This window comes from Herbaspirillum sp. ST 5-3, assembly GCF_004804275.1.
Classification (GTDB): Bacteria; Pseudomonadota; Gammaproteobacteria; order Burkholderiales; family Burkholderiaceae_D; genus Noviherbaspirillum.
The window spans coordinates 434257-460615 of the sequence record NZ_STGI01000001.1 but is presented as its reverse complement, the minus strand read 5'-3'; the positions used below and the strand labels follow the sequence as shown (position 1 = coordinate 460615).

General features: G+C 59.8%; 29 protein-coding genes. 10 read left to right on the top strand and 19 right to left on the bottom strand.

Going from position 1 to position 26359, the window contains the following annotated elements:
• Positions 1-93: 93 nt before the first annotated feature.
• Together E6W33_RS02265 and E6W33_RS02260 are read right to left on the bottom strand one after the other, a co-directional pair.
• A complete protein-coding gene (locus tag E6W33_RS02265; RefSeq protein ID WP_136413826.1) occupies positions 94-1245 on the bottom strand; it encodes a patatin-like phospholipase family protein in 1152 nt (383 codons plus the stop codon).
• Positions 1242-1628: a glutathione binding-like protein gene (locus E6W33_RS02260; RefSeq protein ID WP_136413823.1), complete on the bottom strand. Its 387-nt coding sequence runs from the start codon at positions 1626-1628 to the stop codon at positions 1242-1244. The genes E6W33_RS02265 and E6W33_RS02260 overlap by 4 nt, the downstream gene beginning before the upstream one ends.
• A 311-nt stretch (positions 1629-1939) precedes the next feature.
• On the opposite strand from E6W33_RS02260, the gene E6W33_RS02255 reads away from it, so the two are divergent.
• Both E6W33_RS02255 and E6W33_RS27770 read left to right on the top strand, forming a co-directional pair.
• Complete coding sequence (locus tag E6W33_RS02255; RefSeq protein WP_136413821.1) at positions 1940-3598, top strand: long-chain fatty acid--CoA ligase; 1659 nt, start codon at positions 1940-1942, stop codon at positions 3596-3598.
• Between the two features lie 299 nt (positions 3599-3897).
• On the top strand, positions 3898-5619 hold the full coding sequence (locus E6W33_RS27770) for a methyl-accepting chemotaxis protein (protein ID WP_282183674.1): 1722 nt from the start codon (positions 3898-3900) through the stop codon (positions 5617-5619).
• Between the two features lie 12 nt (positions 5620-5631).
• Here the strand turns inward: E6W33_RS27770 and E6W33_RS27245 are convergent, their stop codons facing one another.
• Positions 5632-5976 (bottom strand): hypothetical protein, encoded by a 345-nt coding sequence (locus tag E6W33_RS27245; protein ID WP_211097206.1) that lies wholly within the window; start codon positions 5974-5976, stop codon positions 5632-5634.
• Between the two features lie 31 nt (positions 5977-6007).
• On the opposite strand from E6W33_RS27245, the gene E6W33_RS02245 reads away from it, so the two are divergent.
• Together E6W33_RS02245 and E6W33_RS02240 are read left to right on the top strand one after the other, a co-directional pair.
• Positions 6008-7090: an AraC family transcriptional regulator gene (locus tag E6W33_RS02245; RefSeq protein ID WP_136413819.1), complete on the top strand. Its 1083-nt coding sequence runs from the start codon at positions 6008-6010 to the stop codon at positions 7088-7090.
• A gap of 32 nt (positions 7091-7122) precedes the next feature.
• Positions 7123-8640 (top strand): radical SAM protein, encoded by a 1518-nt coding sequence (locus E6W33_RS02240; protein ID WP_136413817.1) that lies wholly within the window; start codon positions 7123-7125, stop codon positions 8638-8640.
• Between the two features lie 18 nt (positions 8641-8658).
• On the opposite strand, the gene E6W33_RS02235 is transcribed toward E6W33_RS02240, so the two are convergent.
• From E6W33_RS02235 to E6W33_RS02220, 4 genes are all read right to left on the bottom strand, one after another.
• Positions 8659-9555: a sigma-70 family RNA polymerase sigma factor gene (locus E6W33_RS02235; protein WP_136413815.1), complete on the bottom strand. Its 897-nt coding sequence runs from the start codon at positions 9553-9555 to the stop codon at positions 8659-8661.
• Positions 9552-10124, bottom strand: coding sequence for a hypothetical protein (locus E6W33_RS02230; protein WP_136413812.1), 573 nt, complete (start codon positions 10122-10124; stop codon positions 9552-9554). Before E6W33_RS02230 ends, E6W33_RS02235 begins: the two co-directional genes overlap by 4 nt.
• Positions 10084-10524 (bottom strand): hypothetical protein, encoded by a 441-nt coding sequence (locus E6W33_RS02225; RefSeq protein WP_136413810.1) that lies wholly within the window; start codon positions 10522-10524, stop codon positions 10084-10086. Before E6W33_RS02225 ends, E6W33_RS02230 begins: the two co-directional genes overlap by 41 nt.
• A 98-nt stretch (positions 10525-10622) precedes the next feature.
• Positions 10623-10838 (bottom strand): DUF3717 domain-containing protein, encoded by a 216-nt coding sequence (locus E6W33_RS02220; protein WP_136413808.1) that lies wholly within the window; start codon positions 10836-10838, stop codon positions 10623-10625.
• Positions 10839-10901: 63 nt separating this feature from the next.
• On the opposite strand from E6W33_RS02220, the gene E6W33_RS26880 reads away from it, so the two are divergent.
• The 3 genes from E6W33_RS26880 to E6W33_RS02210 all read left to right on the top strand — a co-directional run bounded on the left by E6W33_RS26880 (position 10902) and on the right by E6W33_RS02210 (position 12041).
• Complete coding sequence (locus E6W33_RS26880; RefSeq protein ID WP_168798480.1) at positions 10902-11048, top strand: hypothetical protein; 147 nt, start codon at positions 10902-10904, stop codon at positions 11046-11048.
• Between the two features lie 64 nt (positions 11049-11112).
• Positions 11113-11310, top strand: coding sequence for a hypothetical protein (locus tag E6W33_RS02215; RefSeq protein WP_136413806.1), 198 nt, complete (start codon positions 11113-11115; stop codon positions 11308-11310).
• Complete coding sequence (locus E6W33_RS02210) at positions 11307-12041, top strand: phosphatase PAP2 family protein (RefSeq protein WP_136413804.1); 735 nt, start codon at positions 11307-11309, stop codon at positions 12039-12041. Before E6W33_RS02215 ends, E6W33_RS02210 begins: the two co-directional genes overlap by 4 nt.
• A gap of 442 nt (positions 12042-12483) precedes the next feature.
• On the opposite strand, the gene E6W33_RS02205 is transcribed toward E6W33_RS02210, so the two are convergent.
• The 6 genes from E6W33_RS02205 to E6W33_RS02180 all read right to left on the bottom strand — a co-directional run bounded on the left by E6W33_RS02205 (position 12484) and on the right by E6W33_RS02180 (position 17233).
• Positions 12484-13335: a transporter substrate-binding domain-containing protein gene (locus E6W33_RS02205; RefSeq protein WP_136413802.1), complete on the bottom strand. Its 852-nt coding sequence runs from the start codon at positions 13333-13335 to the stop codon at positions 12484-12486.
• Positions 13336-13415: 80 nt separating this feature from the next.
• Positions 13416-14027, bottom strand: coding sequence for a transposase DNA-binding-containing protein (locus E6W33_RS02200; RefSeq protein ID WP_136413800.1), 612 nt, complete (start codon positions 14025-14027; stop codon positions 13416-13418).
• Between the two features lie 247 nt (positions 14028-14274).
• Positions 14275-15297, bottom strand: coding sequence for a serine hydrolase domain-containing protein (locus E6W33_RS02195; RefSeq protein ID WP_136413797.1), 1023 nt, complete (start codon positions 15295-15297; stop codon positions 14275-14277).
• Positions 15278-15814 (bottom strand): AAA family ATPase, encoded by a 537-nt coding sequence (locus E6W33_RS02190; protein WP_136413795.1) that lies wholly within the window; start codon positions 15812-15814, stop codon positions 15278-15280. The genes E6W33_RS02195 and E6W33_RS02190 overlap by 20 nt, the downstream gene beginning before the upstream one ends.
• Positions 15815-15878: 64 nt before the next feature.
• Entirely contained in the window at positions 15879-16232 is a 354-nt protein-coding gene (locus E6W33_RS27240) for a hypothetical protein (RefSeq protein WP_136413793.1), read from the bottom strand.
• A gap of 86 nt (positions 16233-16318) precedes the next feature.
• Positions 16319-17233: a LysR family transcriptional regulator gene (locus E6W33_RS02180; RefSeq protein WP_136413791.1), complete on the bottom strand. Its 915-nt coding sequence runs from the start codon at positions 17231-17233 to the stop codon at positions 16319-16321.
• Between the two features lie 107 nt (positions 17234-17340).
• On the opposite strand from E6W33_RS02180, the gene E6W33_RS02175 reads away from it, so the two are divergent.
• The 3 genes from E6W33_RS02175 to E6W33_RS02165 all read left to right on the top strand — a co-directional run bounded on the left by E6W33_RS02175 (position 17341) and on the right by E6W33_RS02165 (position 20699).
• Complete coding sequence (locus E6W33_RS02175; protein WP_136413789.1) at positions 17341-18018, top strand: carbonic anhydrase family protein; 678 nt, start codon at positions 17341-17343, stop codon at positions 18016-18018.
• 335 nt (positions 18019-18353) lie between these two features.
• Positions 18354-19049, top strand: a complete 696-nt coding sequence (locus E6W33_RS02170) for a HAMP domain-containing sensor histidine kinase (RefSeq protein WP_136413787.1) — start codon at positions 18354-18356, stop codon at positions 19047-19049.
• 21 nt (positions 19050-19070) lie between these two features.
• Positions 19071-20699 (top strand): tetratricopeptide repeat-containing response regulator, encoded by a 1629-nt coding sequence (locus E6W33_RS02165; RefSeq protein ID WP_136413785.1) that lies wholly within the window; start codon positions 19071-19073, stop codon positions 20697-20699.
• Between the two features lie 94 nt (positions 20700-20793).
• Here the strand turns inward: E6W33_RS02165 and E6W33_RS02160 are convergent, their stop codons facing one another.
• From E6W33_RS02160 to E6W33_RS02140, 6 genes are all read right to left on the bottom strand, one after another.
• Positions 20794-21975 carry a pyridoxal phosphate-dependent aminotransferase gene (locus E6W33_RS02160; RefSeq protein WP_136413783.1) on the bottom strand — a complete coding sequence of 394 codons (1182 nt, stop codon included), beginning with the start codon at positions 21973-21975 and terminating at the stop codon, positions 20794-20796.
• The gene (locus tag E6W33_RS27765) at positions 21966-22094 is read right to left on the bottom strand and encodes a hypothetical protein (protein WP_282183673.1); all 129 of its coding nucleotides are present in this window, start codon (positions 22092-22094) and stop codon (positions 21966-21968) included. Before E6W33_RS27765 ends, E6W33_RS02160 begins: the two co-directional genes overlap by 10 nt.
• Before the next feature lie 16 nt (positions 22095-22110).
• Entirely contained in the window at positions 22111-23328 is a 1218-nt protein-coding gene (locus tag E6W33_RS02155) for an MFS transporter (RefSeq protein ID WP_136413781.1), read from the bottom strand.
• A 107-nt stretch (positions 23329-23435) separates the two neighbouring features.
• Positions 23436-24272, bottom strand: coding sequence for an alpha/beta hydrolase (locus tag E6W33_RS02150; protein ID WP_136413778.1), 837 nt, complete (start codon positions 24270-24272; stop codon positions 23436-23438).
• Positions 24272-25333, bottom strand: coding sequence for a branched-chain amino acid ABC transporter permease (locus E6W33_RS02145; RefSeq protein WP_136413776.1), 1062 nt, complete (start codon positions 25331-25333; stop codon positions 24272-24274). The genes E6W33_RS02150 and E6W33_RS02145 overlap by 1 nt, the downstream gene beginning before the upstream one ends.
• Positions 25330-26346 carry a branched-chain amino acid ABC transporter permease gene (locus E6W33_RS02140; RefSeq protein ID WP_136413774.1) on the bottom strand — a complete coding sequence of 339 codons (1017 nt, stop codon included), beginning with the start codon at positions 26344-26346 and terminating at the stop codon, positions 25330-25332. Before E6W33_RS02140 ends, E6W33_RS02145 begins: the two co-directional genes overlap by 4 nt.
• Positions 26347-26359: the final 13 nt, after the last annotated feature.

The following is a 26359-nucleotide window of genomic DNA, read 5'->3' as shown; positions in this document are numbered from 1 at the left end:
CGATCCTTTTCTTCTCGTTGGGGGGATATCGGTCTGCCTCGATATCCTATTCGGAAATGAAAAGTTTCGCTGCGGCAGGCAGGGCCCGGGCGCCTATCTCTGTTCGTACGTCTTCACCGGCGCCGGCACCAACTCATGCACCAGCACGCCGGCACCTTCCGGCGCTTCGGTACGCCAGGCCGCGTGCTGGACCGCGCGCAGCGCATCCTTGTAGCCCTGATCCCAGCGCCACTCAATCGAACCCCTGGAAAAATTGAGATCCTTCGATGCCATCTGCCAGTCGCGCCCGGCATAGGCGAGCCGGATGATGTGCATGGTGGTATCGACGCCGACCTTGTCCACTTCGGCGCGTTCCTCCGCGCTCAGCATGTCGTCGGGAACCTTCTGGCGCAGCATGCGCACCATTCGCCGCAGCCGGTGTCCGCGCAGATAGGCGTCGATGTGGCGGCGCGAACGCGAGGCGTACAACACATCCTTCTGGCGCGTGTGCACTTGCTCCAGCGTCGTCGGCTCGGGGCCTTCCGGACTCCACAGGTCAACCATGAAGCAGACGGTATCGGCGCGTGGTTCGTCGCCCAGCACGATTTCCAGCGGCGTGTTGGAGTACAGGCCGCCGTCCCAGTACAGATCTCCGTCCACGCGCACCGGAGGGAAGCCCGGCGGCAAGGCGCCGCTCGCCATGACGTGCTTGATGCTGACCTCGCGATGTGCGGTATCGAAATGCTCGAGATGCCCGCAAGTGACCTTGATGGCGCTCACCGTCAGCCGTATGCCGCCCGGCGTGTTCAGGTAGTCGATATCGACCAGGCGTCCGAGAGTTTCTTCGAGGGGACTGGTGTCGTAAAAGCTGGCCTGTTCCGGCGGCACGATCAATCCCGCGAAAAATGGATTGAACCAGCGCAGGGCATAGAAACCCGGCACGCCACGCGTCACCGAATCGAAGGTGGTCAGCATGGTGTTGAAGCGGCGCGCGGGATCCGGGACGCTGCGCATGTCGATCAGGTCGTGGTGCGCGATTTCGTCCCAGAACTCACGCAGCCGCGACAGCCGCTGTGCGCGTTCGTTCCCCGCGATAAGCGCCGCATTGATCGCGCCGATCGACGTGCCGACCACCCAGTCGGGCGTCAGGCCGTGTTCATGCAATGCCTGGTAGACACCGGCCTGATAAGCGCCGAGCGCGCCTCCGCCCTGCAGCACCAGCGCCACGCGCGGCCTGGAGCCTATCGATTTTATCTTTGAGTTCATTGGCTTGTTGTCGCGATGAAGACATCATTGCAGCGCGCCTGGCTCTTGATCAAACCCTCGGCCACCATGGCGGCGCGTACTGTCGAACGTGCCGCCACGCGCTGCAAATAGGCCTGCACTGCGGGCCAGCCGCTCAGATCGAATTTCAAGGGACGGGCCCGGCCCAGCACAGTGAAGAGGTAGGCATCCGCGACGCTGAATTGGTTCCCGGCGAGGTGCCCGTGTGCGCGCAATTGCTTCTCGACTATGGCGAGCCGCTTCGCCAGCGTCTCGCGCGCGGACTGCCTGGTTTCTGCCGGCCCCGGATGAAACAGCGTGCCGAATGCCTTGTGCAATTCGGTCGAAATGAAATTCAGCCATTCGATCAGGCGATAGCGTTTCATGCTGCCAGCCGGCGGCGCCAGCTGCGTTTGCGGTGCGAGGCCGGCCACATATTGCACGATGGCCGGAGCTTCGGTGAGATATCAGCGAGCATGATCCGGTAGCATAAAACAGCTTCATCGGGACTCTCCTTGAGGCAGATCAGCATGGATGCCGGCGGCTTTTTCGCGCAGCGCCAATTGTGAACATCTTTACATTCTCGATGGCAGCGCAGGGTGCACAATCCAGCAGAGCGCGCACCGGGCAAGCGCTTCGGGCAAGATTTCTGGCGCGAACTATAATCAGACTCATTAATACAACAACGAGAGAGACAATGAACACAAGCCATTACGCCGTCTGGCCCGAGGGCCTTCCCTACACCATCACCGCACCGGAAACCAGCGTTTATGTGAACCTGGAAATTTCCGCGCACCGCTATCCGAACAAGCCTGCCATCATCTTTTACGACACCGTTCTGACCTACGCACAGGTGCATGAGGAAGTGCTTGCGCTGGCGGGCTATCTGCAACATGTGTGCGGGGTGAAGCGCGGCGATCGCGTGCTGCTCGACATGCAGAACAGTCCGCAATTCATCATCGCTTTCTTCGCGATCCTGCGCGCCGATGCCATGGTGGTACCGGTCAACCCGATGCTGGTGACCGACGAGTTGCGGCACTATGTCTCCGACAGCGGCGCGAAGGTCGCCTTCGTCGCGCAGGAACTGTACACACGCGTGGCGCCGCTGATCGGCGAGGGTGGCTTGTCGCATGTGATCGCGGGCGCGTATTCCGATTACCTGCTCGCGCCGACCGACCTCAATGTGCCGGATTTCGTGCGCGTACCGTACGGCGTCGAGGCAGCGCCCGGCGTCACGGCGTGGAAGGATGCGGTGGCGGAAAAGCGTGTGCCGCGCACGCACGAGGCCGGCCCCGATGACCTGGCCTGCATGCCATACACCTCGGGCACGACCGGCAAGCCCAAGGGTTGCGTCCATACGCACCGCTCGGTGATGTTCAACGCCGCGGCCAGCCCGGCCTGGTCGGGCCCGACCGTTCCCGACCACGTGACGCTGGCCGTGCTGCCGTTCTTCCATGTGACCGGCATGCAGTCGGTGATGAATGCAATGATCTTTTCCGGTGGCGGCATCGTGGTGTTGCCGCGCTGGGACCGCGATGCGGCCGGCCAGCTGATCACGCGTTACAAGGTCACGACCTGGACGCTGATACCGACCATGATGATCGATTTTCTGTCCAACCCGCGCCTCGCCGAGTACGACATCTCCGGACTGAAGCGCGTGTCCGGCGGCGGTGCCGCGATGCCGGCCGCGATCGCGCAGAAGCTGCTCGACATGACCGGCCAGCAGTACATGGAAGGCTACGGCCTGTCGGAGACGATGGCGGCGACGCACGTCAACCCGCCCAAGCGCATGAAGCAGCAATGCCTCGGCATTCCTTACCTCAACGTCGATTCGCGCATCGTCGATCCGGTCACGCTGAAGGAAGTGCCGCAGGGCGAGACAGGCGAGATCTGGATCAACGGACCGCAGGTATTCCAGGGCTATTGGAACGACCCGAAGAAGACCGCGGAAGCCTTCGCCGAACTCGACGGCAAGCGCTTCTTCCGTTCCGGCGATCTCGGCTACATGGACGAGGAGGGTTTCTTCTTCTTCACCGACCGCTTGAAGCGCATGATCAACGCCAGCGGCTTCAAGGTCTGGCCGGCAGAAGTCGAATCGATGATGTACCAGCATCCGGCGGTGCAGGAATGCTGCATCATCGCCGCGCGCGATCCCTATCGCGGCGAAACGGTGAAGGCGGTGATCGTCAAGCGCGCCGGCGCCGAAGCGAGCGAAGACGACATCATCACGTGGGCGCACGCCAAGATGGCCGCCTATAAAGTGCCGCGCCTTGTCGAGTTCGTCGACACGCTGCCGAAGTCGGCGACCGGCAAGGTGATGTGGCGCACCTTGCAAGAGAAGGAAATGGCGAAGTGACGCAACGGTATTTTTCCTGACGCCAATCCCTCCCGCCGGCGATCCTTGATGTATTCGCATCCTGGGATCGCCGGTAGCATCGCCACACGCGCCCGCGTTCCTCATCTTCCTGATCGACTCTCGGTTTCCTGCTATTGCCGCTTTGATCAGGACCGTTGGAATTTCACATCGGTGATTTTTTGTGGCACGCATTTCTGCTTGCGTTGTGGCAAGCTTCACGCGCAATATTGACGTGAAACAATTTCTCTCCGCCTTGCACGCGAGGAGAAGCCCGCCACATCTTCACGAAGCACAATTCCATGGACATTCGAAATATGAAAGTCGGGACGCGCCTTGCACTGAGCTTCGGCAGCGTCTGCATCCTGTTGTGGATCATCCTCGCGGTCGGCGTCAGCCAACTGGCCGCCCTCGACAACGGCACGACTTCCATCGTGCAGGACCGATGGCCGAAAATTGCTTCCGCTTCGGACCTCATGGCGCAGACGGACCGGATCGCGATCGCGCTGCGCAACATGATGCTGACCGACAGCAAGGAGGACAGGCAGAAGCAGGTCGACGACATCATGGATGCGCGCAATCTCGCCACGAGCGACCTCGACAAACTGGATAAGATGCTCGCTCTGCCGCGCGGCAAGGAGTTGCTCGGGCAAGCGAAGGACGCGCGCAAGCGATATGCCGACGGGCAGGACAAGCTGATCGCATTGGTGAACGAGGAAAAGGCACCGGAAGCGAAGGCCTACCTGGCTGCAGAGCTGCGTCCCGTCCTCAAGGCGTACAAGGACAGCTTGACCGGTCTCATTCAGTTCCAGGTCGAGCTGATGGACGCCTCCGGCAAGACGGCGAACCGGACCTTTGCCACCGCACGCATCGTGATGCTGGCGCTCGGCACCTTCGCCATCCTGCTGGCGGCCAGTATCGGCCTGATCATCACGCGCAGCTTGCTCAAGCGGCTGGGCGGAGAACCGGAATTCGCCGCCTCGGTCGCCACGCGTATTGCCGCCGGCGACCTGCGGGTGGGCATCGAACTCAAGCAGAACGATCAGTCCAGCATGCTACATGCGATGCGTGCCATGCGCGATAACCTTGCCAACATCGTCTCGCAGGTGCGGCAAGGCACGGACATGATCGCGACTGCCTCAAGCCAGATTGCCTCGGGCAATCTCGACCTGTCTTCGCGCACCGAGCAGCAGGCCAGCTCGCTGGAAGAAACCGCCTCTTCGATGGAGGAGCTGACCTCCACCGTCAAGCAGAATGCCGACAACGCGCATCAGGCGAATACGCTGGCGATCTCCGCATCCGAAGTGGCCGGCCGCGGCGGCATGGTGGTATCGCAGGTGGTCGACACCATGGGTTCCATCAACGAGTCGGCGAAAAAGATTGTCGACATCATCGGCGTCATCGACGGCATCGCGTTCCAGACCAATATCCTCGCGCTCAATGCCGCGGTGGAAGCGGCGCGCGCCGGCGAGCAGGGACGCGGCTTCGCAGTGGTGGCCACCGAAGTGCGCAATCTCGCGCAGCGCTCCGCCGGCGCGGCGAAGGAAATCAAGGCACTGATCAACGACTCGGTCGAAAAGATCCACGTCGGCGCGAAGCTGGTCGACGATGCCGGCGCGACCATGAACGAAGTCGTCGAGAGCGTCAAGCGCGTGAGCGACATCGTCAGCGAAATCACCGCCGCATCCAGGGAGCAAACCACCGGCATCGAGCAGATCAACCAGGCGATCGCGCAGATGGATCAGGTGACGCAGCAGAACGCATCGCTGGTGGAGGAGGCGGCCGCCGCATCCGAGGCCATGCAGGAACAGGCGCAGCAACTGGTGCGACTGGTCAGCGCCTTCCAGGTCGACGGCGCACACCTGGCCGCGAGTGCGCCGGCACCCAAGCCGCGCGTTGCAGCACCGGCTCCGTCGGTTCCACGACTCGCGCGAAAGAGCACTGCTGTACCCATTGCCGCGCCGCGTCCCATGCGCTCCGTGGCCCCGGCCGCAAGCTCAAACAGCGATTGGGAAGAGTTCTGAAGCAGCCTTCTATTACGTGGTCAGCAGCAGGAAAGTCAGTTCCTGACGCATGAAAAGCCGGACGCCGAAAATGTAGCCGCGCCCGAGCAACAGCACGAGCGCGCGCGAGACCATGCGGTCATGACGATCCGCCTCCCGCAATGGAACCATTTCTTCCGCCGGCTCACTCATATCCTGAGCTGACGGACGCCGGCAGCGACAACACATGCCGTCGCTTGCGGGCGTGGCACCGTTCCCATGAACGGAAAGGGGGGATTCTCTTCCTGATTTCCCTTTGTCGAAAATCAAGGCATCCGTCGAATGGCTTGCGAAGCAAAGTGCATGAGCTGGCGAGCCTGCGTCAGCTTGTGACAGCATCGCAAGCCTTTATTGTTCACTGCGGAAAGAGATGACAGTCCCTGCCTATTGGTTCGAACCTGCATTCCACTCGACCTATGCACGCCTGCTGTGCGTGATGCTGCGCAAGCGCGGGGTGGAAACCGACCGGCTGCTGGCGGGCACCGGTTTAAGCTGGCCCGACCTGACGGACGCCGAGCGGGCCATCGGCTTTGCACAGATGCAGGTCCTGGTGCGGGCGGCCATCGCCTTGAGCGGCTCGCCCTCGCTGGGCGCGGAAATCGGCGCAAGTGCGCCGGCGGCGGCGCATGGCCAGGTCGGCCGGGTAGTCGTCTCCGGCGGGAACGTGGGACAGGCGATCGACGCACTCGCGCGCTACAGCAAACTGCGCTGCACCATGCTGGAATTTCGCCCGTACTGTGACGACACCCATTGCCGCTTGCAGGTGCGGGAACTGTTCGATCTCGGCGACCTCCGGACCCCGATACTGGAAGCCGCATTGATGGTGGTCGTGCGCCTTCTTCAAACCGTGCTCGGCCAGGTGCCGGAGGAGGTGCAGTACAAGCTGCCTTATCCCGAGCCCGCATGGAGCGCCGCATATGCCTCGTTGTTGCGAGGCCGCAAGCGTTTCGGCACGGTCTGCCTCGAAATCAAGCTGCCGCGCGCACTGCTGGATGCGCCTTGCCTCACCGCCGACCCGGTCGCCTTTGCATCGGCCCGGCGCGACTGCGAGCAGGCGCTGGAACAGATTCTGCACAAGAGCGATCTGCTGCAGCAGATCAGGCTGCGCCTGCGGGCATGCGCAGAGGCGTTTCCGACCTGCGAGGCCATCGCGGCGGAGCGGAACATGTCTTCCCGCACGCTGATCCGCAAGTTCAAGCAGCGCGGCACCAGCTATCAGGATTTGCTGGACGAGGTGCGCAAGGAGCGGGCGCAATGGCTGCTGCAGAACACCGCCTGTTCGCTGGCCGAGATCGCCGAGCGGCTGGGTTACTTCGATGCATCGAACTTCAGTCGCTCGTTCCGGCGCTGGTTCGGCGTATCACCCAACGTCTTCCGGCAGGCGAACCGCAGTCATGTCGAGAGTGCATCGCTCCCCCAATTGAATCGCGAAGCAGGCGGGGCGCAGGCGTAAAATAGCGGCTCACCGATTTGCCTGCCTTCCCTATGACCATCCTGCTTGCCACCCTGAACGCCCGTTTCACCCACGCATCGCTCGGGCTGCGTTATCTGCTCGCCAACATGGGCGACTTGCAGGAATCGACACGCCTGGAGGAATTCGTGATCGGCACCAAGACCACCGAAGTGGTCGAGAAGATACTGGCGCACAAGCCGCGCATCGTCGGCCTCGGTGTGTACATCTGGAATGCCGAGGAGGCCGCCAAGGTCGTCGCCGTGCTCAAGCGCGTCGCGCCCGAGCTCATCGTCGTGCTCGGCGGGCCGGAAGTGTCGCATGAAACCACCGAGCAGGCGATCGCGCAGATGGCGGACTATGTCGTCACTGGCTGGGGCGATGTGACCTTCCCGAAGCTGTGCCGCGAGATCCTGAACGGACCCAAGCCGCTGATGAAGATCCATGCCGGCGTGCAAGCGCCGATGAACGAAATCAAGCTGCCGTATGCGTTCTACAACGACAAGGACATCGCGCATCGCACGCTCTATGTGGAGGCGTCGCGCGGCTGTCCGTTCAAGTGCGAGTTCTGCCTGTCCTCGCTCGACAAGACCGCCTGGCCCTTCGATCTCGATACCTTCATGGCGGAAATCGAATCTCTGCATGCGCGCGGCGCGCGGCTGTTCAAGTTTGTCGATCGCACATTCAATCTCAACATCAAGTCGAGCTTGCGGATCATGCAATTCTTCCTCGACAAGCTCGCTGCCCATCCCGAGGACCCGGTCTATGCGCACTTCGAAGTCGTGCCCGACCATTTGCCGGACGCGCTGAAGGAAGCGATTGCAAAATTCCCGCCGGGCACGCTGCAACTGGAGATCGGCATCCAGTCCTTCAATCCGGAAGTGCAGGCCACCATCAGCCGCAAGCAGAACAACGAGAAGGCCGCCGACAATCTGCGCTGGCTGTGCGAACACTCGCACGCGCACTTGCATGTCGACCTGATCGCCGGCTTGCCCGGCGAGGACATGGAAAGTTTCGCGCGCGGCTTCGACCATCTGGTGCGGATCAATCCGCATGAAATCCAGTTCGGCATCCTCAAGCGATTGCGCGGCACGCCGGTGATCCGCCATACGCAAACCTACGGGCTGGTTTTCGATCCGTATCCGCCGTACACCATCCTGGCGAACAATTGCATCGACTTCGCCACCATGCAGCGCCTGGTACGCTTTGCGCGCTACTGGGACATGGTCGCCAATTCGGGACGTTTCGCCAACACTCTCAAACTCATCCTGGACCAATCGCCATTCGCCAATTTCATGGCGCTGTCCGACTGGATCTACGTCAAGACCGATGCTACGCATCGCATCGCCCTCGAACGCCTTACCGGCCTCGTCGGAGAGTGGCTGCGCGAACGCGGCCATGATGCCGAGGCAGTGACCGCGGCGATCGACAGCGATTACGCCGGCCAGATGCAAAAGCGCGAAGTGCGTCTCAAAGGCGCGGCAGAGCATGCCAAAAACAAGGCCAAGGCCGACGCGCTGCCGCAGCGGCAGGCGCGCCACATGGCTGCTTAGGCCACATGGCGGCTTAGTTTACGGCGCCACCATCTGCAGCTTGTCCGGATTGCGCGTCACGTAAATTGCCTTGATCTCGCCCGGCGCGCCGGGTTCGAGCGCGATCGTCTGCACCAGCTCGCCCTGCACGGTGGAAATCACGAAGCCGGGCAAGCCATTGATGCGCGCCGGACGGGTGCGATGCACCTGCGCATCGTACAGGCGCGCAAAGCCGATCAACACCTTCGCAATCTGATCGCGGCCGAACAGCGGCAGAGGCACGGCCGTGACATGGCCACCACCATCGGATATGAAGGTCGCATCTCGCGCCAGAACCTGCGCCAGCGCATCGACATCACCATCAAGCAGCGCGCGCGCAAATGCGCCTGCCAGACGTTGCTCTTCGTCCGGCGTCACCTTGACCGCGGGCCGGTTCGCATGCACGTTGGTGCGGGCCCGCGAGGCAAGCTGGCGGCAGGCGGATGCGCTGCGCCCCAGCGCCGCCGCAATCTCGTCGAAACCCATGTCGAACACATCATGCAGCAGGAAAGCCGCGCGCTCCAGCGGCGACAGGCGCTCCAGCGTCAGCATGAAGGCAAACGACAAGTCGCTGGCCAACTCATGCGCCGCCTCCGGTCCCGGCTGGAACGCCGCTTCGTCATCGACCACCGGCTCGGGCAGCCAGGAGCCGACATAGACCTCGCGCTGAGCCTGTGCCGACTTGATGCGGTCCAGGCACAGGCGCGTGACGGTGCGCGACAAGAAGGCGCGCGCATTCTCGACGCGCTCGCGATCCGTCGCATGCCAGCGCAGCCACGTATCCTGCACCGCATCCTCGGCCTCGGCGCGCGAACCGAGCATGCGATAGGCCAGTGCACGTAGATGCCGGCGATGCGGCTCGAAATCGTCCGCCGTCTGCGCTGCTGTCGCCGTCATGCTGCCGACTCGCGCACCGAGGAAGAAGGTGTTTGCGCAGCGACACGCGTCTCCGTCTCGCCGATGCGCACGCGCGTGCATGCCTGGCCATGGCCCAGTGCATATTTCAGAGTCGGATAGACCTTCCCCGCGGCGATCGACAATGCGAGCGACACCACCGCCCGCTGGCCCCAGCGGGCAGCGATCTGCTCGCGCAAGCGATCGGCTTCCAAGTCGTGCGCCAGCACTGCGCGCGCGTAGCGCACCGCGAGCGTGACATCCGGACCCATGGCCTTCTCGTCATTGTCGAACACCGCGCGCAGCAGCCGCGCGCTCACACCTTCCTTCTCCGCCATGGTCACTGTCAGCTGCGTGCAGGGGCCGCAATCCTCGGAGCGCATGGCGACGATTTTCGCCGCATACCAGGCATCGACCGGAATATCTTCTCGATGGCTCGACATCTTCATGACGGGAGCGAAGCGGGTAAAGGCTTTCCAGCTCGCGTCCAGTATCTCGTACAAATAGCTTGCGTCGTAATTGAACGCCCGCTCAAACGCGGCGAGCCGTCGCCGTGCGATCCATTTCAGCATTGAAGTTCTCCTTTGAAAAAATGCCATGCCGGCGCGGCCACGCCAGCCAAACCGCAACAACAGGAAGCAGGAACACGCCCGGCACGTCGCGCAGCCAATGATGAGCATCCATGGTGCCGGCTATCATCTCGCCGACGTGTACCAGCGCATGCAACACCAGAAAGAGGCTGCCCACCATGGCCGCCCGCCAGGCGGTCGCGTCGCGCCAGAGCCAGAAGAAACCGGTTCCGGCCACCAGGTAGGCGCAGCCGATGTCGCGCACGAAATGCGCGTTCAGCATTCCGGTTTCGGTGACGCCCGGCGTCGTTGCATACCAGAGGGCGGGCACGAGGAGCATGGCGAACCCGTTCGCGGCAAGCAAGGTCGCCAGCAACAGGCGTGCGGAAGGCAAAAAGTGCATGATGTTCCTCCTCCTGAAAAGTCTTTGTACTCTCAAGACGAGACAGCCAGCCGAAATGTGACATGTCCGCGCAAAAAACGCGAATGGCTGAAAAGGCATCATGCCGAGCGTTGACGCCAGGCGTCGATCAATTGTCGCGCCGCCTGATCGAGCGCATCCAGCGGAAGGGTGCGCGCCTGTTGAAAAATCATCATTGCGTACACCGTTGCCAGGGTATTCACTTCAGGCGACAGGGCGCGCTCCTCGCCGCTGGAAGGCCGCAGTGTGCGCCAGTAATTGATGGCTTGTTCGAGTTCGGGCAGGGTGATGTCCATTTTTCCATTCTAAGGCAGATACCCGAGCAATTTGCTCGGCAATCGCGGGCGAGGCGACAGCAGATGCCGACTGGTCAGCTTGCCTGCCATCCGGAAAAAGATATTGATCTACATTCACATACCAGCGGCGAAGGCGGCATAGAGTATGCGGATGACGAGATCGGGAAATTGATCGCTATGGCCCCGAATGCGCCGCGTCGCCTGCCTTGAAAAAGTAGCACTTAGGGCAAGCCGAGCCGTCGCCGCCCATGCGACACGCTTTGCCGGCCATGCTATGCTGCACGCCTTGGCCGATGAGGGCGGCGCCTTTGTTGGCACTAATCAATCTCTCGACTGTCTCAAGAAAAACATCCTGACCGTTCTGCGCCCCGGTCCACGGTTGGCCGCCTTCCGGGGCAAGGCTGCATCGCGCGCGATCCGCATGCCGGGCGCCGCACCGGGCATAAACGGTCTTTATCGGAAGCTGTCATGAAAACCCTGCAGAATACCTGGCGCACCTATGAACTCCTGGCCTTGCCGCTTGTGCTCGCCCCGTTCATCTTCTGGATTTTCGAGGCCACGCCGATCGACCGTGTTCTGATCGGCTGGTACTACGACGCGCATGCACACATGTTCCCGCTGCGCGACAGCCCATTCATGCAGAACGTCATGCATACCGGATTGAAGATGGCAATGATCGCCGTCGGCGTGGTGGTGCTCGGTGCATTTCTGATGACCTTCATCCGGCCGCAATGGCAGCCGCATCGCCGCAGACTGCTCTGGCTGTTCGTCGCCATGGTCGGCGGTCCGCTGCTGGTGTCCGTACTCAAATCCACCAGCACGCTGTATTGCCCATGGGACCTCGTCGACTACGGCGGCTCCGCGCCTTTCCACGCCTTGTTCGAACGCCTGCCTGCGGGTATCGCTCCCGGCAAATGCTTCCCCGGCGGCCATGCCTCCGGCGGCTTCGCACTGATGGCCGTGTACTTCGCATGGCGCGACACGCACGCCAGATTCGCCCGCCTGTTTCTCCTGATCGGCCTCGCCGCCGGCATGCTGATGGGATGGGCGCAGATGATGCGCGGCGCGCACTTCCTCTCGCACAACGTCTGGTCAGCCTGGGTCGTGTGGGTGTTTTTGGCGGTGTTTTATTATTTGCTGCCGCCGCATCCGGTGCGTCGTGCTGTTGTTGCAGATGATGAGGCGGTGGCGCGGGCGGCTTGAGTGTGAAGTGCGCTGAACGAAGCGTCTCGACGTACGGCAGCGGATGAGCGGGCAGGCGAGACAAAGACGAGCTTGATGAGTGCTTGGGCCGCCGTGTCGCTTGCTGCTCAGGACATGTATTCCAAGTTGATGCGGAGGTCAGGTGCTTACGAAATGGCGGCATTTTGTATGGCCGCTACCGACCCTTTGTCGTCGGTCATGTTTCTCGGAAGCGGTCGCTCAAAATCTAAACGCTCAGGTACCAATTCCTAATTGTTATTGCTTAGATCATTGCCCATCTTATTTCTCCATACACAGATTAATTAGCTTTACTGTTTTTCTCAAATCAAAATCTTCATTTCTAAAGCTAAAAAATGCCAAATTGCACCCATTAGGGGAACGCAAAAAATAATCGTTGAGATAGCAGGAAAACCTTTGGGAGAGAAGGCAACCTGAGCCGATTCTAAGGAACCGGCTTTTTTATATCGGCGCTTATCTTTGCGTCCATCGGACCGAGCTGGACTGCGCCGTCCATCACCACCCAAGGCACCTTCCAATACGTGGACCATTTCTCAGCCAATTGTTTGAATGTTCCATCTTTTTTCATGTGGTCTAGCTCGGATTGCCAGCGTTGAACAAGTTCGGGAGCTGTCGATTTGGAAAAACCGATATAAAGCTGTGTAATGAATAGCAGGTAGGCAGGCTCAAATTCTGCAATATCAAATCCCGCTTCCCGTGCATTGATCGGCAGATCGGTGTCGGTCATGATCATGGCGGACACGCGTCCAAGGATCAGTTTTTTAAACACAGTGGTCCATTGCACAGAATAATCCAAATTCGTAAAGCCGTTGCTTTTTAAGAATTGCTCCTTGGAATCCTCTGGCATCACACCAATTCTTTCCAACCTTCGTGCGTCGTCGAGGCTTTTGATGGAAATTCCGCTACCCTTCTTCACATACAAGAACGACTTGCTATACGCCAGCGGTCCGACCCATTGGAAAAGGTTTTCGCGCACTTGGGTTCGGGCCATCGAGAACAACACAACATTCGGCTGGGATTCCAATAGCCTGTAACTGCGCGCCCACGGAACAATCGTGATATCCCCCTTGTCGCCGGTACGTTTCATGATTTCGCGAACCACATCAGGCGCAAATCCTTTGATATCGTTTCCGTACACAAGACTCTTGTTCGGGACTTCTGTAAAGTTCATGGGCGGTTCGTGGAATGTATAGACAGAAAGCGTTTCCGCGTATACAACCGTCGAAAGAAGGCCCCAAAACGCTACGGCACAGCGTTTACCAAGTTGACCAAACATGACTGCCTTTCAGCCTACTTCTTCGACAAGGAGTGTTTGACGTATCCGTTTTTATAAGGACCCTCAATTACCCACAATTTCTAGCGCAAGCTCAAATCCAAGTTCAATTTCAGTAAGGCGAGAGAGTCCCGGCCAAATGACGGTGTTGCCCGGCAGGGGGGGCGTGCGAGCGTGAGGGCGCTGCATCCCTTGAATTGCTGTCGGTTCCAGAACTTGACTGCCACCAGGCCGTTTGGCAGCCCCTCCAATGTGACTGCCAAACGGGAATGCATCAGAAGACCGCAAATCGTCCGTGACATCGGGCGTCCCTGCGCATCCTTGCCAACAAAGGATTTGTGCGTGATGCCAACGGAAAAAGCATTGTCCCGCTGAAACGAGAAGGTTGTGGTGTTGTGCAAGATCAGCACCGGGCCGCTCGTGGTACGAACACGATCACGGGCCACTTGAAAATACCCTTCGAGGATCACGTTTTCCTGAACACGATCGTTGTCAAGAAAACGGCAGGCAGCCTTGGTGTTGACCCAGTCCTGGCACGTCATGGGAATGCTTTGACCACGATGTTCCCAAAGTTGCGTCGACAATTCCTGCATTCGCCTTGCCAGGCGCACATCGAAGAAGCAATAACCATCCAATTCCCTCTTCAGCCAGGCAGGCGTGTTCCGTCTCACGCCATGTTGCCGCGGTTCCATCATAGCTTCTTGTCCGACATCGTCCCCTCAGGCTAGGTCACGCCGGCCGCTATGTCAAAACTTATGGGTAATTGAAAGCCAATTTGTTCCATATGGACGGTATCCTGCCACCGGAATATTGCCGTCGCAACAACGATTGAAATGTAACGATGACCGGCGGCAATTGGCCGCAACCTGCCCGATTTCCCACAAACGCTATTTGATTAGAGCTACTACTTGTGACCTGAGACGCTTTTCTAACAACCACACATCACTCCGAGACGCACGCCTCCAACCACTTAAACGCAGGATGATCGCCAGGCAGTACTGTCCTGGTTACCTCGTCGATTAATCGAAGACCGGTATTGCTATTCGTAAAAACGACAATGCCCGCATGCTTATCAGTGCTACCCATTACGAAAGCGCGCACGCCCGGCATTTTTCCCCATTGAAAGAAAGTGCTATGAGTCGGTTCAAGGCCCCATCCAAGTCCCCACGCAACGCCCGCATCCATTTCAATGATTTCGCGTTCCAGGTTGGTCGCTGATCTGCTGGGTACATTTACCGCGGGCGTAAGCCATTCGGAAAAGGTAGCCGGTTTCAGGCGATCCCCCTTTAGCACTGCAGCCATGAAGGATCCGTAGTCGGCAGCGGTTGTCTGGAGCGAATACGAGGCATTTGCTGTCTGAGGGTGATGCTTTTCAATCCGTGCGCCTCCTTCGTGAGGGTTGGCCGCATTATTAACGAATCGAGGCTGCCATATGAAACTGGACGACATCATGTTGAGCGGTTCAAACACGAGTTGCTTCATTATGGGTTCCAATGACTCACCGGTAGCTGCCTCGATTGCACTTTGAAGATAAGTAAACCCAACGCTGGAATAGCTGAACCGTGCCCCCGGAGCAAAATGGATCCGCAACGTTTCCTTGCCACGCAAATTGGGAAGTCCAGAGGTGTGCGCGAGTATGTGGCGGGCAGTGATAGCGACTGCAGCTGTATCGTCCGGCACGATTGGCGGAACATACCTTGACAGTGGTTCATCCAGGTTCAAAGCACCACGATCCGCGAGCTGAAGCACTGCATAGGCCATCATGGGCTTGCTGAGAGACGCCACATCAAATACGGTTTGGGCATTGACGGATTCACGGCCGACAATATCCCTGATTCCGGCTGCGGTGACGGCTACTTCACCATGACGAATGACCGCAATAGATACTCCGGGAACCGATGCCCTATGGGCCAGAGACTGGATCAATGCCTGCAAAGCCATTTGATCATTTTTCACTATGCTCATTACTCGGACTTGTGGCGAGAGCCTCAATCAGAAATATCTGTGCTGATGCTTCAGAGGTTAAATGGAAACGCTGCCCGATAAAGCTTTCAAACAGTCCTTTGTGTCCGAGATACGAGCAAAGATCAGTGCGTCGATCATACGTCGCGGCCCATTCAGTCAATCGGCGTAGTCCTTCTTCGGATTGGGCCCTACCTAAATGTTTTTTGCTTACGCTACTTCGCTGCTCCAGCCTGACCTTGCACATGCCCCATGGAATATCCAGCCAGATAAGGCAGTCCGCGTCATTCAAGTACCGCTGCGCCAGCTCACCAAATACCCCTTCAACAATCCATCGGTCCACGCATTTCGTTCCGAAGATAAGAGCATCCACCTCCTCCTGGGTCCGCTTGCGATCAAAGCCGCCTTCTTGCCAGAACAAATGATCAAGGTGAACAACTCTGGCATTTGCATGGTCTGCTAATCGGGTCGCCAACCAGGTTTTTCCGCTACCGCTGTTCCCGATAATTATTGTCTTCATGAAACAAAGATTGTGATTTGTTCGACTTTGAGGTGGACGACTATTTGCTGGCTTAGCAGATTCGTTATGCGCGCTTCGTACCAATGAGTACCGGCTGGTAGAACGCATCATCCAATTGCCTGACATCTTTAAATCCAGCCTCAGTCATCAGTCTTAACAGTGTCGACGTCGAGATCGCGTAGTACCGCGACCGCATTGCGTGCGTCTTCACTTCGCCATTCGCCATATTCTCTTCCACAAAGAAGATCGTGATGTTGCAGTACCGATCCTCAAAGTCCCATACCTGAAAGAGCAGGTAGCGGCTTTGCCCTTGCATCCGAACGCCGTATGGCTTGACGATGTTCGTTCCTCTTGGCTCGTTATCGTAGTCACGAACCGTTATGACGCAACCGCCACCAGGACAAAGACAGGCATACATCTGAGCAAGAGCACCTCGTATGTCGTCGTCGGTGAGCAGATGCGGGCAGCAACTCGGCTGTAGTTGGTGTTGGCTATTCTTACCTGCTACACGCCTGACTCGCGCCGCTCACTCCATTCGAATGCTGACCGCTTGAGATGTTCGAGGAAAACAGCCGCAATCGGGGAAAGCCTTTTGCCGCGCGGATACAGAGTGAACCAGTGGGACTGGAGCGGGAATCCCGTCACGTCGAGAATTGTCAGTTGATCGTCCTCCGGCCGGGCTGGAAGTGCATGGCGCGAGATCACGGCAAGACCAAGGCCACCGGAAACGGCCTGCTTGATCGCCTCATTGCTGCCCAACTCCAGCCGCACGGCCGGTACGAAAGCGCTGCGCGCGAAGTAAGCATCGCATGCGAGGCGCGTGCCGGAACCACGTTCTCGAAGGATGAATCGCTCCGCCAGGAGGTCAGTGAGTTCCAGATGGCGCCCCTTCAGTCGGTGCCCTGCGGGAGCAATCAAAACCAAGGGGTTGTGCAGGAATGCATGCTGTTCGAGGTCAAGGCTCTCGGGCGGCATCGACATAATGTAAAGATCGTCACGGTTTTCGCGTAGGCGCGCGACGACGCCATCGCGGTTCAGAATCTCAAGAGCAATCTCGATGTTCGGATGTTTCGTACAAAAACTGCCCAGCAGACGCGGCACGAAGTACTTCGCGGTGCTCACCAGGGCGACGCGCAACCGCCCCTGCTCAAGCCCCTTCATCGCATTGATGGCCTGCTCGAACTCCATCCATTCGTCAAGCATTGCCCGTGCTGTCTCGGCGAGCGCCTCGCCAGCTTCGGTCAGGTGAAGGCGCTTCCCGATCTGTTCATATAGGGGCAGGCCGACGGCGTCGGCAAGCTCGCGCAATTGCATCGACACCGTTGGCTGCGTGACATGGCATGCCTTGGCGGCGCCAGTGACACTGCCGTGCTCGGCCAGCGCCAGAAAGAGGCGCAACTGGCGAAAAGTGGTGTTCATAGATTTTTAACTATACATATGATAACTAATATCGATTATTAATTATTTTTGCTTGTAGTTAACATAGTGGCCAAGCCCAATTGTCGAAAATCAAGATACGCCCGACCATGAAAACGCATACCTCCGAAACTCAAGCCACTTGCACCCCGGCACTTGCCTTGCAGTTCCTCAAGGACGGCAACGCCCGCTTCGTTAACAACTTGCGCGCCAGCCGCGATTTGCTGCAGCAGGCCAACGAGACGCGCGACGGCCAATGGCCGTTCGCCACCATCGTCAGTTGCATCGACAGCCGCACGTCAGCAGAGTTGATCTTCGACCAAGGCCTGGGCGACATCTTCTCCGTACGCATCGCCGGCAACGTGATCAACACCGACATCCTCGGCAGCCTCGAGTTCGCATGCCACGTGGCCGGGTCGAAACTCATTGTAGTGCTCGGGCACACCTCGTGCGGCGCAATCAAGGGGGCCTGCGACCATGTAGAGCTTGGCAACCTGACCGAACTGCTGTCGAAGATCCAGCCGGCGGTGTACGAAGAGAGCCACACCCCGGACCCGGCAAGGCGCAATTCGAAGAACACTGCGTTCGTGGAGAATGTTGCCGACCTGAATGTGCGCCGCTCAGTGCGATCGATCATCAACCGCAGCTATATCCTCGAGCACATGATCGCCGCCGGCAAGATAGGCATCATCGGCGCCAAACACAACCTGGCCAGCGGAGAAGTGGCCTTCTTTGACGACACCTGGGTGCACGACAAGACATCGATGCAGCGCGTCGTTGCCGGATAGTTGCGCTTCCGACCGACCGTACGGGAATTTCTCCTTAACCTCGATTGTATGCTTTCGCGGGTTTGGGAAGCTGCCGCACATGTGCTCTCAAGGCTGAACGGCGGTTAAACGGGGGCTGTACACCTCAGTAGTTCACCCCAACGACAGTTGTGGCGCGTCGAGATTTTTTGCGCTTCTCAAGACGGTGCTCCCTCGCTAGCCCTCGGGCATGACGAAAAATCTCCGATAAGCATCGCACTTGATCCCCAATGACATGTATTATGATGTTGCTCATAGGAAAGTTTGTCTAGGCAGCCTATCCCATCGGCATTTCCTGCCCTCGTAGCGAGCGAACCATGGAAGACCATCCGCCCCAGCCCGATCTGCCGATATTTTTGGCCTCGGCCGCTCACGACATGAAGAATTCCATCAGCATGTTGAGCGGTACCCTTGAAGCGGTCTTGCTCGACCCTGCGGTGCAAGCGCTGCCCGCCTACCGGCAGGTGGTGCACTTGCTGTATGAAACGCGGCGCATGAACGACAATCTGATCCAGCTGCTGGCCTTGTATAAACGAGTCGGCAGTCCCTCTTATCCGTTCGATCCCCAGCCACAAGCCATTGCCGATTTCGTCGCAGAGATCGAAGCACAACACCGCGTTTTGCTCGAAGCCAAGGGCATCGCATTCGAGGCCGACTACCCGCCGGAACTGATCTGGTGTTTCGACGAGGACCTGGTGGTCGGCGTCGTCGGACATGCCCTCAACAATGCCATCCATTACACCAGTGACAAGATCCGTTTAATCATCAATCAAGTCGGCGAGTTGCTGGAAATCCGCGTGGAGGATAACGGTCGCGGGTTTCCGCCGGCGATGCTGGAAGCGGGAGCGACTATCGACAGCGGCGTCGATTTCACGACCGGCAGTACTGGTCTGGGTCTGTATTTTTCGAGCGAGGTCGCCAAGGCGCACAAGCATCGCGGCCGCCATGGCAGCATTGCGCTGGAAAATGGCGGAAGTTGCGGCGGCGGTTGTTTCGTGCTGCGCTTGCCGTGAACGCAAGAATGAAGGACAGGTATGGACAAGCGTGAAATCACCGATTGGATAAGCAAGCAGTACTTGCTGATCGATGACTTTCCCAGCATGTGCCAGATGTTGCGCGACATGCTGCACAGTCTGGGCGCGCGCTATATCGACCAGGCGGAAAATGGCGCTGCCGCGGCCAGCATGCTGAGAAAGAAGAAGTACGATGTCGTGCTGTGCGACTACCATCTCGGTGGTGGCAAGAATGGCCAGCAGGTGCTGGAAGAGGCCAAGATCCGCGACCTGGTCGGACCTGCCTGTATCTGGCTCATGGTGTCTGGCGTCAAGAACGTCGAATCGGTGATGGGCGCCGCCGAATACCAGCCGGACGGCTACCTGCTCAAACCACTCACCGAAGCCTTTCTCCTGACGCGCTTGAACCGCGCCTGGGCGAGAAAGCAAGTGTTTCAGGAAATCGACCGCGCCTACGATGCCAAGGATTATCTGAAAGCGGTCGAGCTGTGCCACGAACGCCTGGAGACCGATCGACTCCACGCGCTGGACCTGATGCGCATGAAGGCAAACCTGCTCATGAAAAGCGGCGAGCCGGAGCATGCGCGCGCGGTCTTCGAGCAAGTCATGGTCGAGCGGGAATTCGTATGGGCGAAGACCGGCATCGCGAAAATACACGTGCAAAGCGGCGAATATGAAAGCGCAAGGCAACTCTTGCAGGAAGTGATCGAGGAAAACGTCTTCTACCTGGACGCCTACGATCAGCTTGCCTTTGCGGAGCTTCAACTGGGACACTTCGCCGAGGCGGAACAGGTGCTGGCAAGTGCGGCGAAGCTCTCTCCCAATTCGGTACTGCGCCAGAAAAACCTTGGCGCAATCGCGCTGAAGATGGGCCACTTCGATGTGGCCGAGAAGGCGTTCCGCAAAAGCGTGGAGATTGGGGAACACTCTGTACTGAAAACGCCGGATGCCTATTTCGGCTTGGCGCGCGTATGGGGGGAAAAGAACCAGGCGAAGGAAGCGCTGCAACTGCTGGCCACCGTTCAGAAGGAGTTCGACACCGAAGAAATTCGCTTGCGGGCGAAGGTCACGGAAGGTCTGGTCTATCACGAAAGCGGCGACTGGATGAAAGCGCGCAAGTCCGGTGATGAACTGGCGGAGCTGTTGGACAACACCAATGAACGGCCCGACGCCGATACCTGCCTGGACATGGCACGGCTGCTATTCGCCGTCGGAGTCAAGGACGCACCGGTAGAACTGTTGAGGGAAGTCGTGAAGAACAATCACGACAATGTGCCGCTCGCGCTGGAAGTGCAGCAGATCTTCGACAAGGCACGCATGAGCGAACAAGGCGCCGACATCGTGAACGCCGCACGTCGGGAAGCGAGCGAGTTGATGGATCGCGGCGTCATCCTGTGGAAGGCGGGGAAGCTCGCGGAAGCGGTGCAATGGATGCGGCATGCCAGGAGCGTATTGCCGTCGAATGTGCGCGTATTGTTCAATTACGCCCACCTTTTGATCGCGTATATGGAGCAAAACGGCGCAGATGCGACGATGGCGACGGAAGCACGAAAAACACTTTTACATGCGGACAAGCTTGCCCCAAATCAGCGACGCTTCGCGCAATTGCAGAAACAATTAGGGGCCTTGTTGCCGAATGGCGATGACTGATCCGGCTTCCGGAATATTCAAGGCATGCACGGTTTTGTTAACCGTACGCCATCAGATCCATCGGAGCCCGCACTCTTCGCGCTGAAGTTTTTCTTCAGCGCTTCTCAAGAAACCCCGCAAGCCGCTGCACCCCCTCATCCAGCCGCTCCAGCGAACTGGCAAAGCACCAGCGGATATATCCCTCGCCCTCAGTGCCGAAGGCATTGCCGGGCGCGAGTCCAAGCTTCGCTTCCCTCACCAGCTGCTTGCACAAGTCCAGCGTGTCCTGTGCGCCTTCCACGCGGAAGAAGAGGTACATCGCGCCCTTCGGCTTGGGCGAGGTTACGCCGGGCAAGGTGTTAAGGCGCTCATACAGGAAGTCGCGCGCCGCCTGATAGCGGGTGACGGTGTGCGCGATCACATCCTCGCCGCCCTGAATGGCGGCAATGCCGGCGCGTTGCACGAAGCCGGGCGCGCAGGAAGTGTTGTACTCGACCAGCTTGCCCAAGTCGGCCATCACGGCGGGCGGTGCCACCACCCAGCCGAGCCGCCAGCCGGTCATCAGCCACGACTTGGAGAAGCTGTTGGCGGAGACAATGCGGTCTTCGTCCGAGGCGATGTCGAGAAAGGACGGTGCGCAGGCCTTGGGGTTCGCGTTGTCATAGACCAGCCGCTCGTACACGTCGTCGGCGAGGATCCAGATGCCGTGCTTGCGGCAATGCGCGAGGACGATTTCCTGCTGCTCGGCGGTGATGACCCAGCCGGTCGGATTGTTCGGCGAATTGAGGAACAGGGCTTTGGTTCCCGGCGTGAGCGCGTCCAGCAATTGCTGGACATCGAGTTCCCAAGTTTGGCCGAACTGCAGCGGCACGCGCGCCACTTCCGCGCCCAGGATTCTCGGGATCTCGAACAGGTTCGGCCAGAGCGGCGTCACGGCCACCACGCGGTCGCCCGGGTTGATGATGAGTTGCGACAGCAGCATCAATGCCGATACGCCGGAAGAAGTCACGGCCACGCGGTTCACATCGACGTTTCCGTGCAGCGTGGACAGGTAGGCGGCAATGGTCTCGCGCAGCGGCAGGATGCCGAAGTTGTGCGTGTAAAAGGTATCGCCCGCGTCGAGCGCTTCCCTTGCGGCGTCGCGGATGAAGGCCGGCGTGACTTCGTCCGGTTCGCCGAACCAGAAGGGCAGCACGTCGCTCACGCCGATGCCGGCATTGGCGACCTCACGAATGCGCGAAGCGCCCAGGCTTTGCACGATGGGACGGGCGAGCGGTGCGGAGGAATTCAGAAGCATAGATAGATACGGTTGGCGAGATCGACAATGAAGGAAGGGCGCAGGTAGGCGAGAAACCCGATCGCCAGCACCGCCGCCAGGGCGACGCCGAACAGGAAGCGTTTGATCTGCTCGCGCATGATAGTGCTCGGGCGCTCAGGCGACCGCGACGTGCTGGCGCACGATCGCCTTCTCGTTGATCGGCAGATTCACGAGCGCAGCGAATACGCCGAGCGCGATCGTGATGCCCCATACCGTGTTGTAGTTGCCGTCACGCGTGAACAGATAGCCGCCCAGCCACACGCCGATGAAGCTGCCGACCTGGTGCGAGAAGAAGACGAAGCCCGACAGCATCGACAAATAGCGCACGCCGAAGATGCCGGCGATCACGCCGTTGGTCAGCGGCACGGTCGACAGCCACAACAGGCCCATCGCAGAGGCAAATATATACACCGACCATTGCGTGAGCGGCGCCAGCAGGAACAGCGCGATTACGATGGCGCGGGTGAGATAGATGGACGAGAGCAGGTAACGCTTGGGCAGGAAGCCGCCCAGCTTGCCCGCATAATAGGACCCGAAAATATTGAACAGGCCGATCAGCGCCAGCGCCATCACCGCAACGCCGGGGTCCATGATGCCTTTGTCCTTCAGGTAGGACGGCATGTGCACGCCGATGAACACGAGCTGGAATCCGCACACGAAGTAACCCGCCACCAGCAAGAGGAAGGGGCGATGCGAGAAGGCTTCCCTGATCGCTTCCTTCATGCTCTGATGATGCCCGGCCGCCTTGTCATGCGGCAGTTCGCGCAGGCCGAATGCCATCGGCAGCATCACGATCGCGACCAGCGCCGCGAGAATGAAGAAGGCGGTATCCCAGCCGGTGGATGAGATCAGCCGCTGCTCGACCGGCATCATCAGGAACTGGCCGATGGAGCTGGCGGCCGACGAAATGCCGAATGCCCATGAGCGTTTCTCGTCCGGCGCGACGCGCCCGATGATGCCGCTGACCGCGCCGAATGCGGTACAGGCCAGCGCCGCACCGATCAGGACGCCGGAGCCGATCACGAACAGCATCGGCTGGTTCACCATCGCCATCCACAGCAGGCCGCCCACATAGAACAAGGCACCGACTATCACCACCCGCGCCGTGCCGAAGCGGTCCGCTGCCATGCCCGCAAACGGCCCGAACGCACCCCACAGCAGATTCTGCAGCGCCATCGCCAGCGAATAGGTCTCGCGCGTCCAGCCGTGTGCCTGGGAAATCGGCTGCAGCCAGAATCCGAAGCCGTGGCGTACGCCCATGGCGAGCGTGAGTACCAGGCCGCTGGCGATCAGGACGGTTTTCAGTTGCGGGGCGCGGGTGGCAGTGAGCATGTCGGAATCTCGCCGGAACAGAGGAGGAACGGACGAGTTTAGCGTAAAGCGAAAGAACGTGTGGCCCGGCGGATCTTCCGGGCCACGGGCCGCTTACTGATTGGCAATCAGCCGGCGAGGAAGTTTCGGACCAGCGAAATTTGCTCGGGTACGTTCAATGCGGGCGCATGTCCGCAGCCGGGAATCACCGCGACCTGCGCCTTCGGTCCGCGCCGCTTCATTTCATCGGCCGTTTCCTGCAGCAGCAGATCCGATTCCGCGCCGCGCAGTACCAGCGTCGGCATGTCGAGGGCATCGTATTCGTTCCAAAGATCGTAATCGTTCGGGTGAACGATGAACTGCCGCACCATCGCGGGGTCGTAGTGCGGCGTCACTTTGCCGTTCGGCATGCGGCGCGTGGAGGTTTCGGTCATGCGCCGCCATTGCGCATCGCTTTGCCAGCCGTAGGGCTTGTATACCGTGCGGAAAAAGCCTTCGAGTTCCGACACCGTATCGAACTGAGGCGGATTGCCCGCATAGGACTTGATGCGCTCGATTGCGGCGGCGGCCAGCGACGGGCCGTTATCGTTGAGCACCAGGTGGCTGATGCGGCCCTTCAATGTGCTTGCGCCCGCCACCGTCCCGATCGCGCCGCCCATCGAAGTGCCGATCCAGCGTACGCGCGAAAAGCCCAGCTGGTCCACCAGCGATTGCGCGATCTTCGAATAGAACGCGAGGCAATATTCCGCATCGGGATCCGGGCTCCATTGCGACAGGCCGCGGCCTATGGTGTCGGGGCAGATGATGCGGTAGGTGTCGGAAAGTTCTGCCGCGATGTCGTCGAAATCGCGCCCGGTGCGCGCCAGCCCATGCCACATGATCAACGGCGGCGCGTCCTTCGCGCCCCATTCGACATAATGGATTTCACGATCACGGCAGCGCAGGTAATGAGAAGCAGGAAGCATCACGTCCTCCATGTGCGAAGTTTGCCGACGATTCCGGTCGGGAAGAAATACACCGACAGGATAAACAGTACGCCCAGCCACAACAACCAGCGATCGGGCGACAGCAGGGCGGACAGGACCGGCACCGCCTGCGTGGCATTCGCGGCCAGCGCCATCAGGTCCTGCAGGTAACTCTGTGCCAGCAGGAAAACGGTCGCGCCGCAGATCGCGCCATACATCGTGCCCATGCCGCCGATCACCACGATCAGCAGGATGTCGATCATGATCTCGAAGGACAGCGACGTATCCGGTCCGTTGTAGCGCAGCCAGATGGCGAGCAGACATCCCGCCAGCGTGGCGAACACAGCCGCCAGTACATTCGACCAGGTGCGGAACACCACGATGCGATAGCCGATCGCTTCGGCGCGGAAATCGTTTTCCCGGATGGCCTTGAGCACATGGCCGAAGGGTGAATTGACAATGCGCAGCATCGCGAGAAAGAGAATGACCGCCGCGACGAACACCAGGTAGTAGGTGATGAACCTGCCGTCCAGCCAGGCGCCGAGGAAAGGATCTTCGCTCAGTTGAAATGAAGGTGCGAGCACCTCCGGCAGCTTGAAGTTCAATCCGTCCTCGCCGCCCGTGATCTCGGACAGCTGCGATGCCAGTGTCTGGAACGCGGACGCGACCGCCAGCGTGATCATGGCGTAGAAAATCGCGCGTACCCGCAGCGAGAACAGGCCGATCACCAGCGACAGCAGCACCGACAGCACCACCGCGCCCAGCACGCCGACCAACAGACTGCTCCAGCCCGGCCCCATGCGCGAGCTTGCGATGGCCACGCCGTATGCGCCGATGCCGAAGAACATCGTATGTGCGAAGGACACGATGCCGGTGTAACCGAGCAGCAAATCGTAGCTCGCAACCAGCACGATGAAGATCAGGATCTTCGCCGCCACGTTCATCGACTTCGCGCCGGGAAACAGGAAGGGTGCGAAGGCAAGCCCGAGCACGATCACGGTCAGGATCACCGCCAGCACGCGGCTGCGCGGCAGGTCGTGGGAAAGGAGGCGCGTCATCATTTGTTGGTCACCGGATAAACGCCCTGCGGACGCCACAACAGGATGGCCACCATCAGGAGAATGTTGGAGAAGAGCGCAATCTTCGGCGCAAGGAAGCCGGTGTAATTGGCCAGCAATCCGACCAGCAGCGCGCCAAGGAAGCAGCCCGCCGTCGAGCCGAGCCCGCCGATGATGATCACGATGAAGATCAGCACGTTCACTTGCGCGCCCATCTGCGGGATCACGTTCTGCTGATACAGGCCCCACATCACGCCGCCGAGTCCGGCCAGTGCCGAACCCGCGATGAACACGCCGACGAACAGGCGGCGGATGCGATAACCGAGACTCTCGACCATTTCGCGATCCTGCACGCCGGCGCGGATCAGCAGGCCGAGCTTGGTGCGGTTCAGTATCAGCACCAGCGCGGCGAACACGATCAGGCCGACCACCACCGCCATCAGGCGATATTTCTCGATCGCGGCATCGCCCAGAAAGACCGAGCCACGCAGCGACGGCGGCAGCGGCAGCGGAATCTGCTGCGGCCCCCAGAATACCTTGATCAATTCCTCGCCGACCACCATGCCGCCCATCGTGATCAGGATCTGCTTCAGGTGCTGGCCGTAGACCACGCGCACCAGCACGCGTTCGAAGATGGCGCCGAGAACACCGGCCACCAGCATCGCCACCAGCATCGCCGCGCCGAGCGCACCGAGATTCTGCGCCAGGCTCTCCGCATTCGACCACTCCGGCAGCGCGCCCATCACCGACACGGCGACGAAGGCGCCCAGCGCGATGAACACGCCGTGGCCGAAGTTGAGCACATCCATCAGGCCGAAGATGAGCGTCAGGCCGGAGGCAATCACGAAGATGATCATTCCCATCGCCAGCCCTGCCGCCGTCAGCGTCACCCAGGTGGGCGTGGAGCCGACGAAGGGCAGTGCGGCCAGCGCGAGCGCGGGCACCAGCGCAAGCGGCGCCCAGTCGATTTTTTTCGCCGCCGGTGGCGCGGTCGATATGGTTGCGGTTTGTTCCATCCTGTTTTCCTGT

Coding starts and splice junctions, on each gene's coding strand:
- E6W33_RS02175 (WP_136413789.1), top strand. CDS start 17,341: ATGAAAACGCATACCTCCGAAACTCAAGCCACTTGCACCCCGGCACTT.
- E6W33_RS02225 (WP_136413810.1), bottom strand. CDS start 10,524: ATGCACTTTTTGCCTTCCGCACGCCTGTTGCTGGCGACCTTGCTTGCC.
- E6W33_RS02150 (WP_136413778.1), bottom strand. CDS start 24,272: ATGCTTCCTGCTTCTCATTACCTGCGCTGCCGTGATCGTGAAATCCAT.
- E6W33_RS02145 (WP_136413776.1), bottom strand. CDS start 25,333: ATGATGACGCGCCTCCTTTCCCACGACCTGCCGCGCAGCCGCGTGCTG.
- E6W33_RS02165 (WP_136413785.1), top strand. CDS start 19,071: ATGGACAAGCGTGAAATCACCGATTGGATAAGCAAGCAGTACTTGCTG.
- E6W33_RS02215 (WP_136413806.1), top strand. CDS start 11,113: ATGCTGCACGCCTTGGCCGATGAGGGCGGCGCCTTTGTTGGCACTAAT.
- E6W33_RS27765 (WP_282183673.1), bottom strand. CDS start 22,094: ATGCGCGAGCAGATCAAACGCTTCCTGTTCGGCGTCGCCCTGGCGGCG.
- E6W33_RS02245 (WP_136413819.1), top strand. CDS start 6,008: ATGACAGTCCCTGCCTATTGGTTCGAACCTGCATTCCACTCGACCTAT.
- E6W33_RS02160 (WP_136413783.1), bottom strand. CDS start 21,975: ATGCTTCTGAATTCCTCCGCACCGCTCGCCCGTCCCATCGTGCAAAGC.
- E6W33_RS02235 (WP_136413815.1), bottom strand. CDS start 9,555: ATGACGGCGACAGCAGCGCAGACGGCGGACGATTTCGAGCCGCATCGC.
- E6W33_RS02240 (WP_136413817.1), top strand. CDS start 7,123: ATGACCATCCTGCTTGCCACCCTGAACGCCCGTTTCACCCACGCATCG.
- E6W33_RS02260 (WP_136413823.1), bottom strand. CDS start 1,628: ATGAAACGCTATCGCCTGATCGAATGGCTGAATTTCATTTCGACCGAA.
- E6W33_RS27245 (WP_211097206.1), bottom strand. CDS start 5,976: ATGCTGTCACAAGCTGACGCAGGCTCGCCAGCTCATGCACTTTGCTTC.
- E6W33_RS02205 (WP_136413802.1), bottom strand. CDS start 13,335: ATGTTTGGTCAACTTGGTAAACGCTGTGCCGTAGCGTTTTGGGGCCTT.
- E6W33_RS02190 (WP_136413795.1), bottom strand. CDS start 15,814: ATGAAGACAATAATTATCGGGAACAGCGGTAGCGGAAAAACCTGGTTG.
- E6W33_RS27770 (WP_282183674.1), top strand. CDS start 3,898: ATGGACATTCGAAATATGAAAGTCGGGACGCGCCTTGCACTGAGCTTC.
- E6W33_RS02140 (WP_136413774.1), bottom strand. CDS start 26,346: ATGGAACAAACCGCAACCATATCGACCGCGCCACCGGCGGCGAAAAAA.
- E6W33_RS02195 (WP_136413797.1), bottom strand. CDS start 15,297: ATGAGCATAGTGAAAAATGATCAAATGGCTTTGCAGGCATTGATCCAG.
- E6W33_RS02210 (WP_136413804.1), top strand. CDS start 11,307: ATGAAAACCCTGCAGAATACCTGGCGCACCTATGAACTCCTGGCCTTG.
- E6W33_RS27240 (WP_136413793.1), bottom strand. CDS start 16,232: ATGTATGCCTGTCTTTGTCCTGGTGGCGGTTGCGTCATAACGGTTCGT.
- E6W33_RS02255 (WP_136413821.1), top strand. CDS start 1,940: ATGAACACAAGCCATTACGCCGTCTGGCCCGAGGGCCTTCCCTACACC.
- E6W33_RS02180 (WP_136413791.1), bottom strand. CDS start 17,233: ATGAACACCACTTTTCGCCAGTTGCGCCTCTTTCTGGCGCTGGCCGAG.
- E6W33_RS26880 (WP_168798480.1), top strand. CDS start 10,902: ATGCCGACTGGTCAGCTTGCCTGCCATCCGGAAAAAGATATTGATCTA.
- E6W33_RS02200 (WP_136413800.1), bottom strand. CDS start 14,027: ATGATGGAACCGCGGCAACATGGCGTGAGACGGAACACGCCTGCCTGG.
- E6W33_RS02265 (WP_136413826.1), bottom strand. CDS start 1,245: ATGAACTCAAAGATAAAATCGATAGGCTCCAGGCCGCGCGTGGCGCTG.
- E6W33_RS02230 (WP_136413812.1), bottom strand. CDS start 10,124: ATGCTGAAATGGATCGCACGGCGACGGCTCGCCGCGTTTGAGCGGGCG.
- E6W33_RS02155 (WP_136413781.1), bottom strand. CDS start 23,328: ATGCTCACTGCCACCCGCGCCCCGCAACTGAAAACCGTCCTGATCGCC.
- E6W33_RS02170 (WP_136413787.1), top strand. CDS start 18,354: ATGGAAGACCATCCGCCCCAGCCCGATCTGCCGATATTTTTGGCCTCG.
- E6W33_RS02220 (WP_136413808.1), bottom strand. CDS start 10,838: ATGGACATCACCCTGCCCGAACTCGAACAAGCCATCAATTACTGGCGC.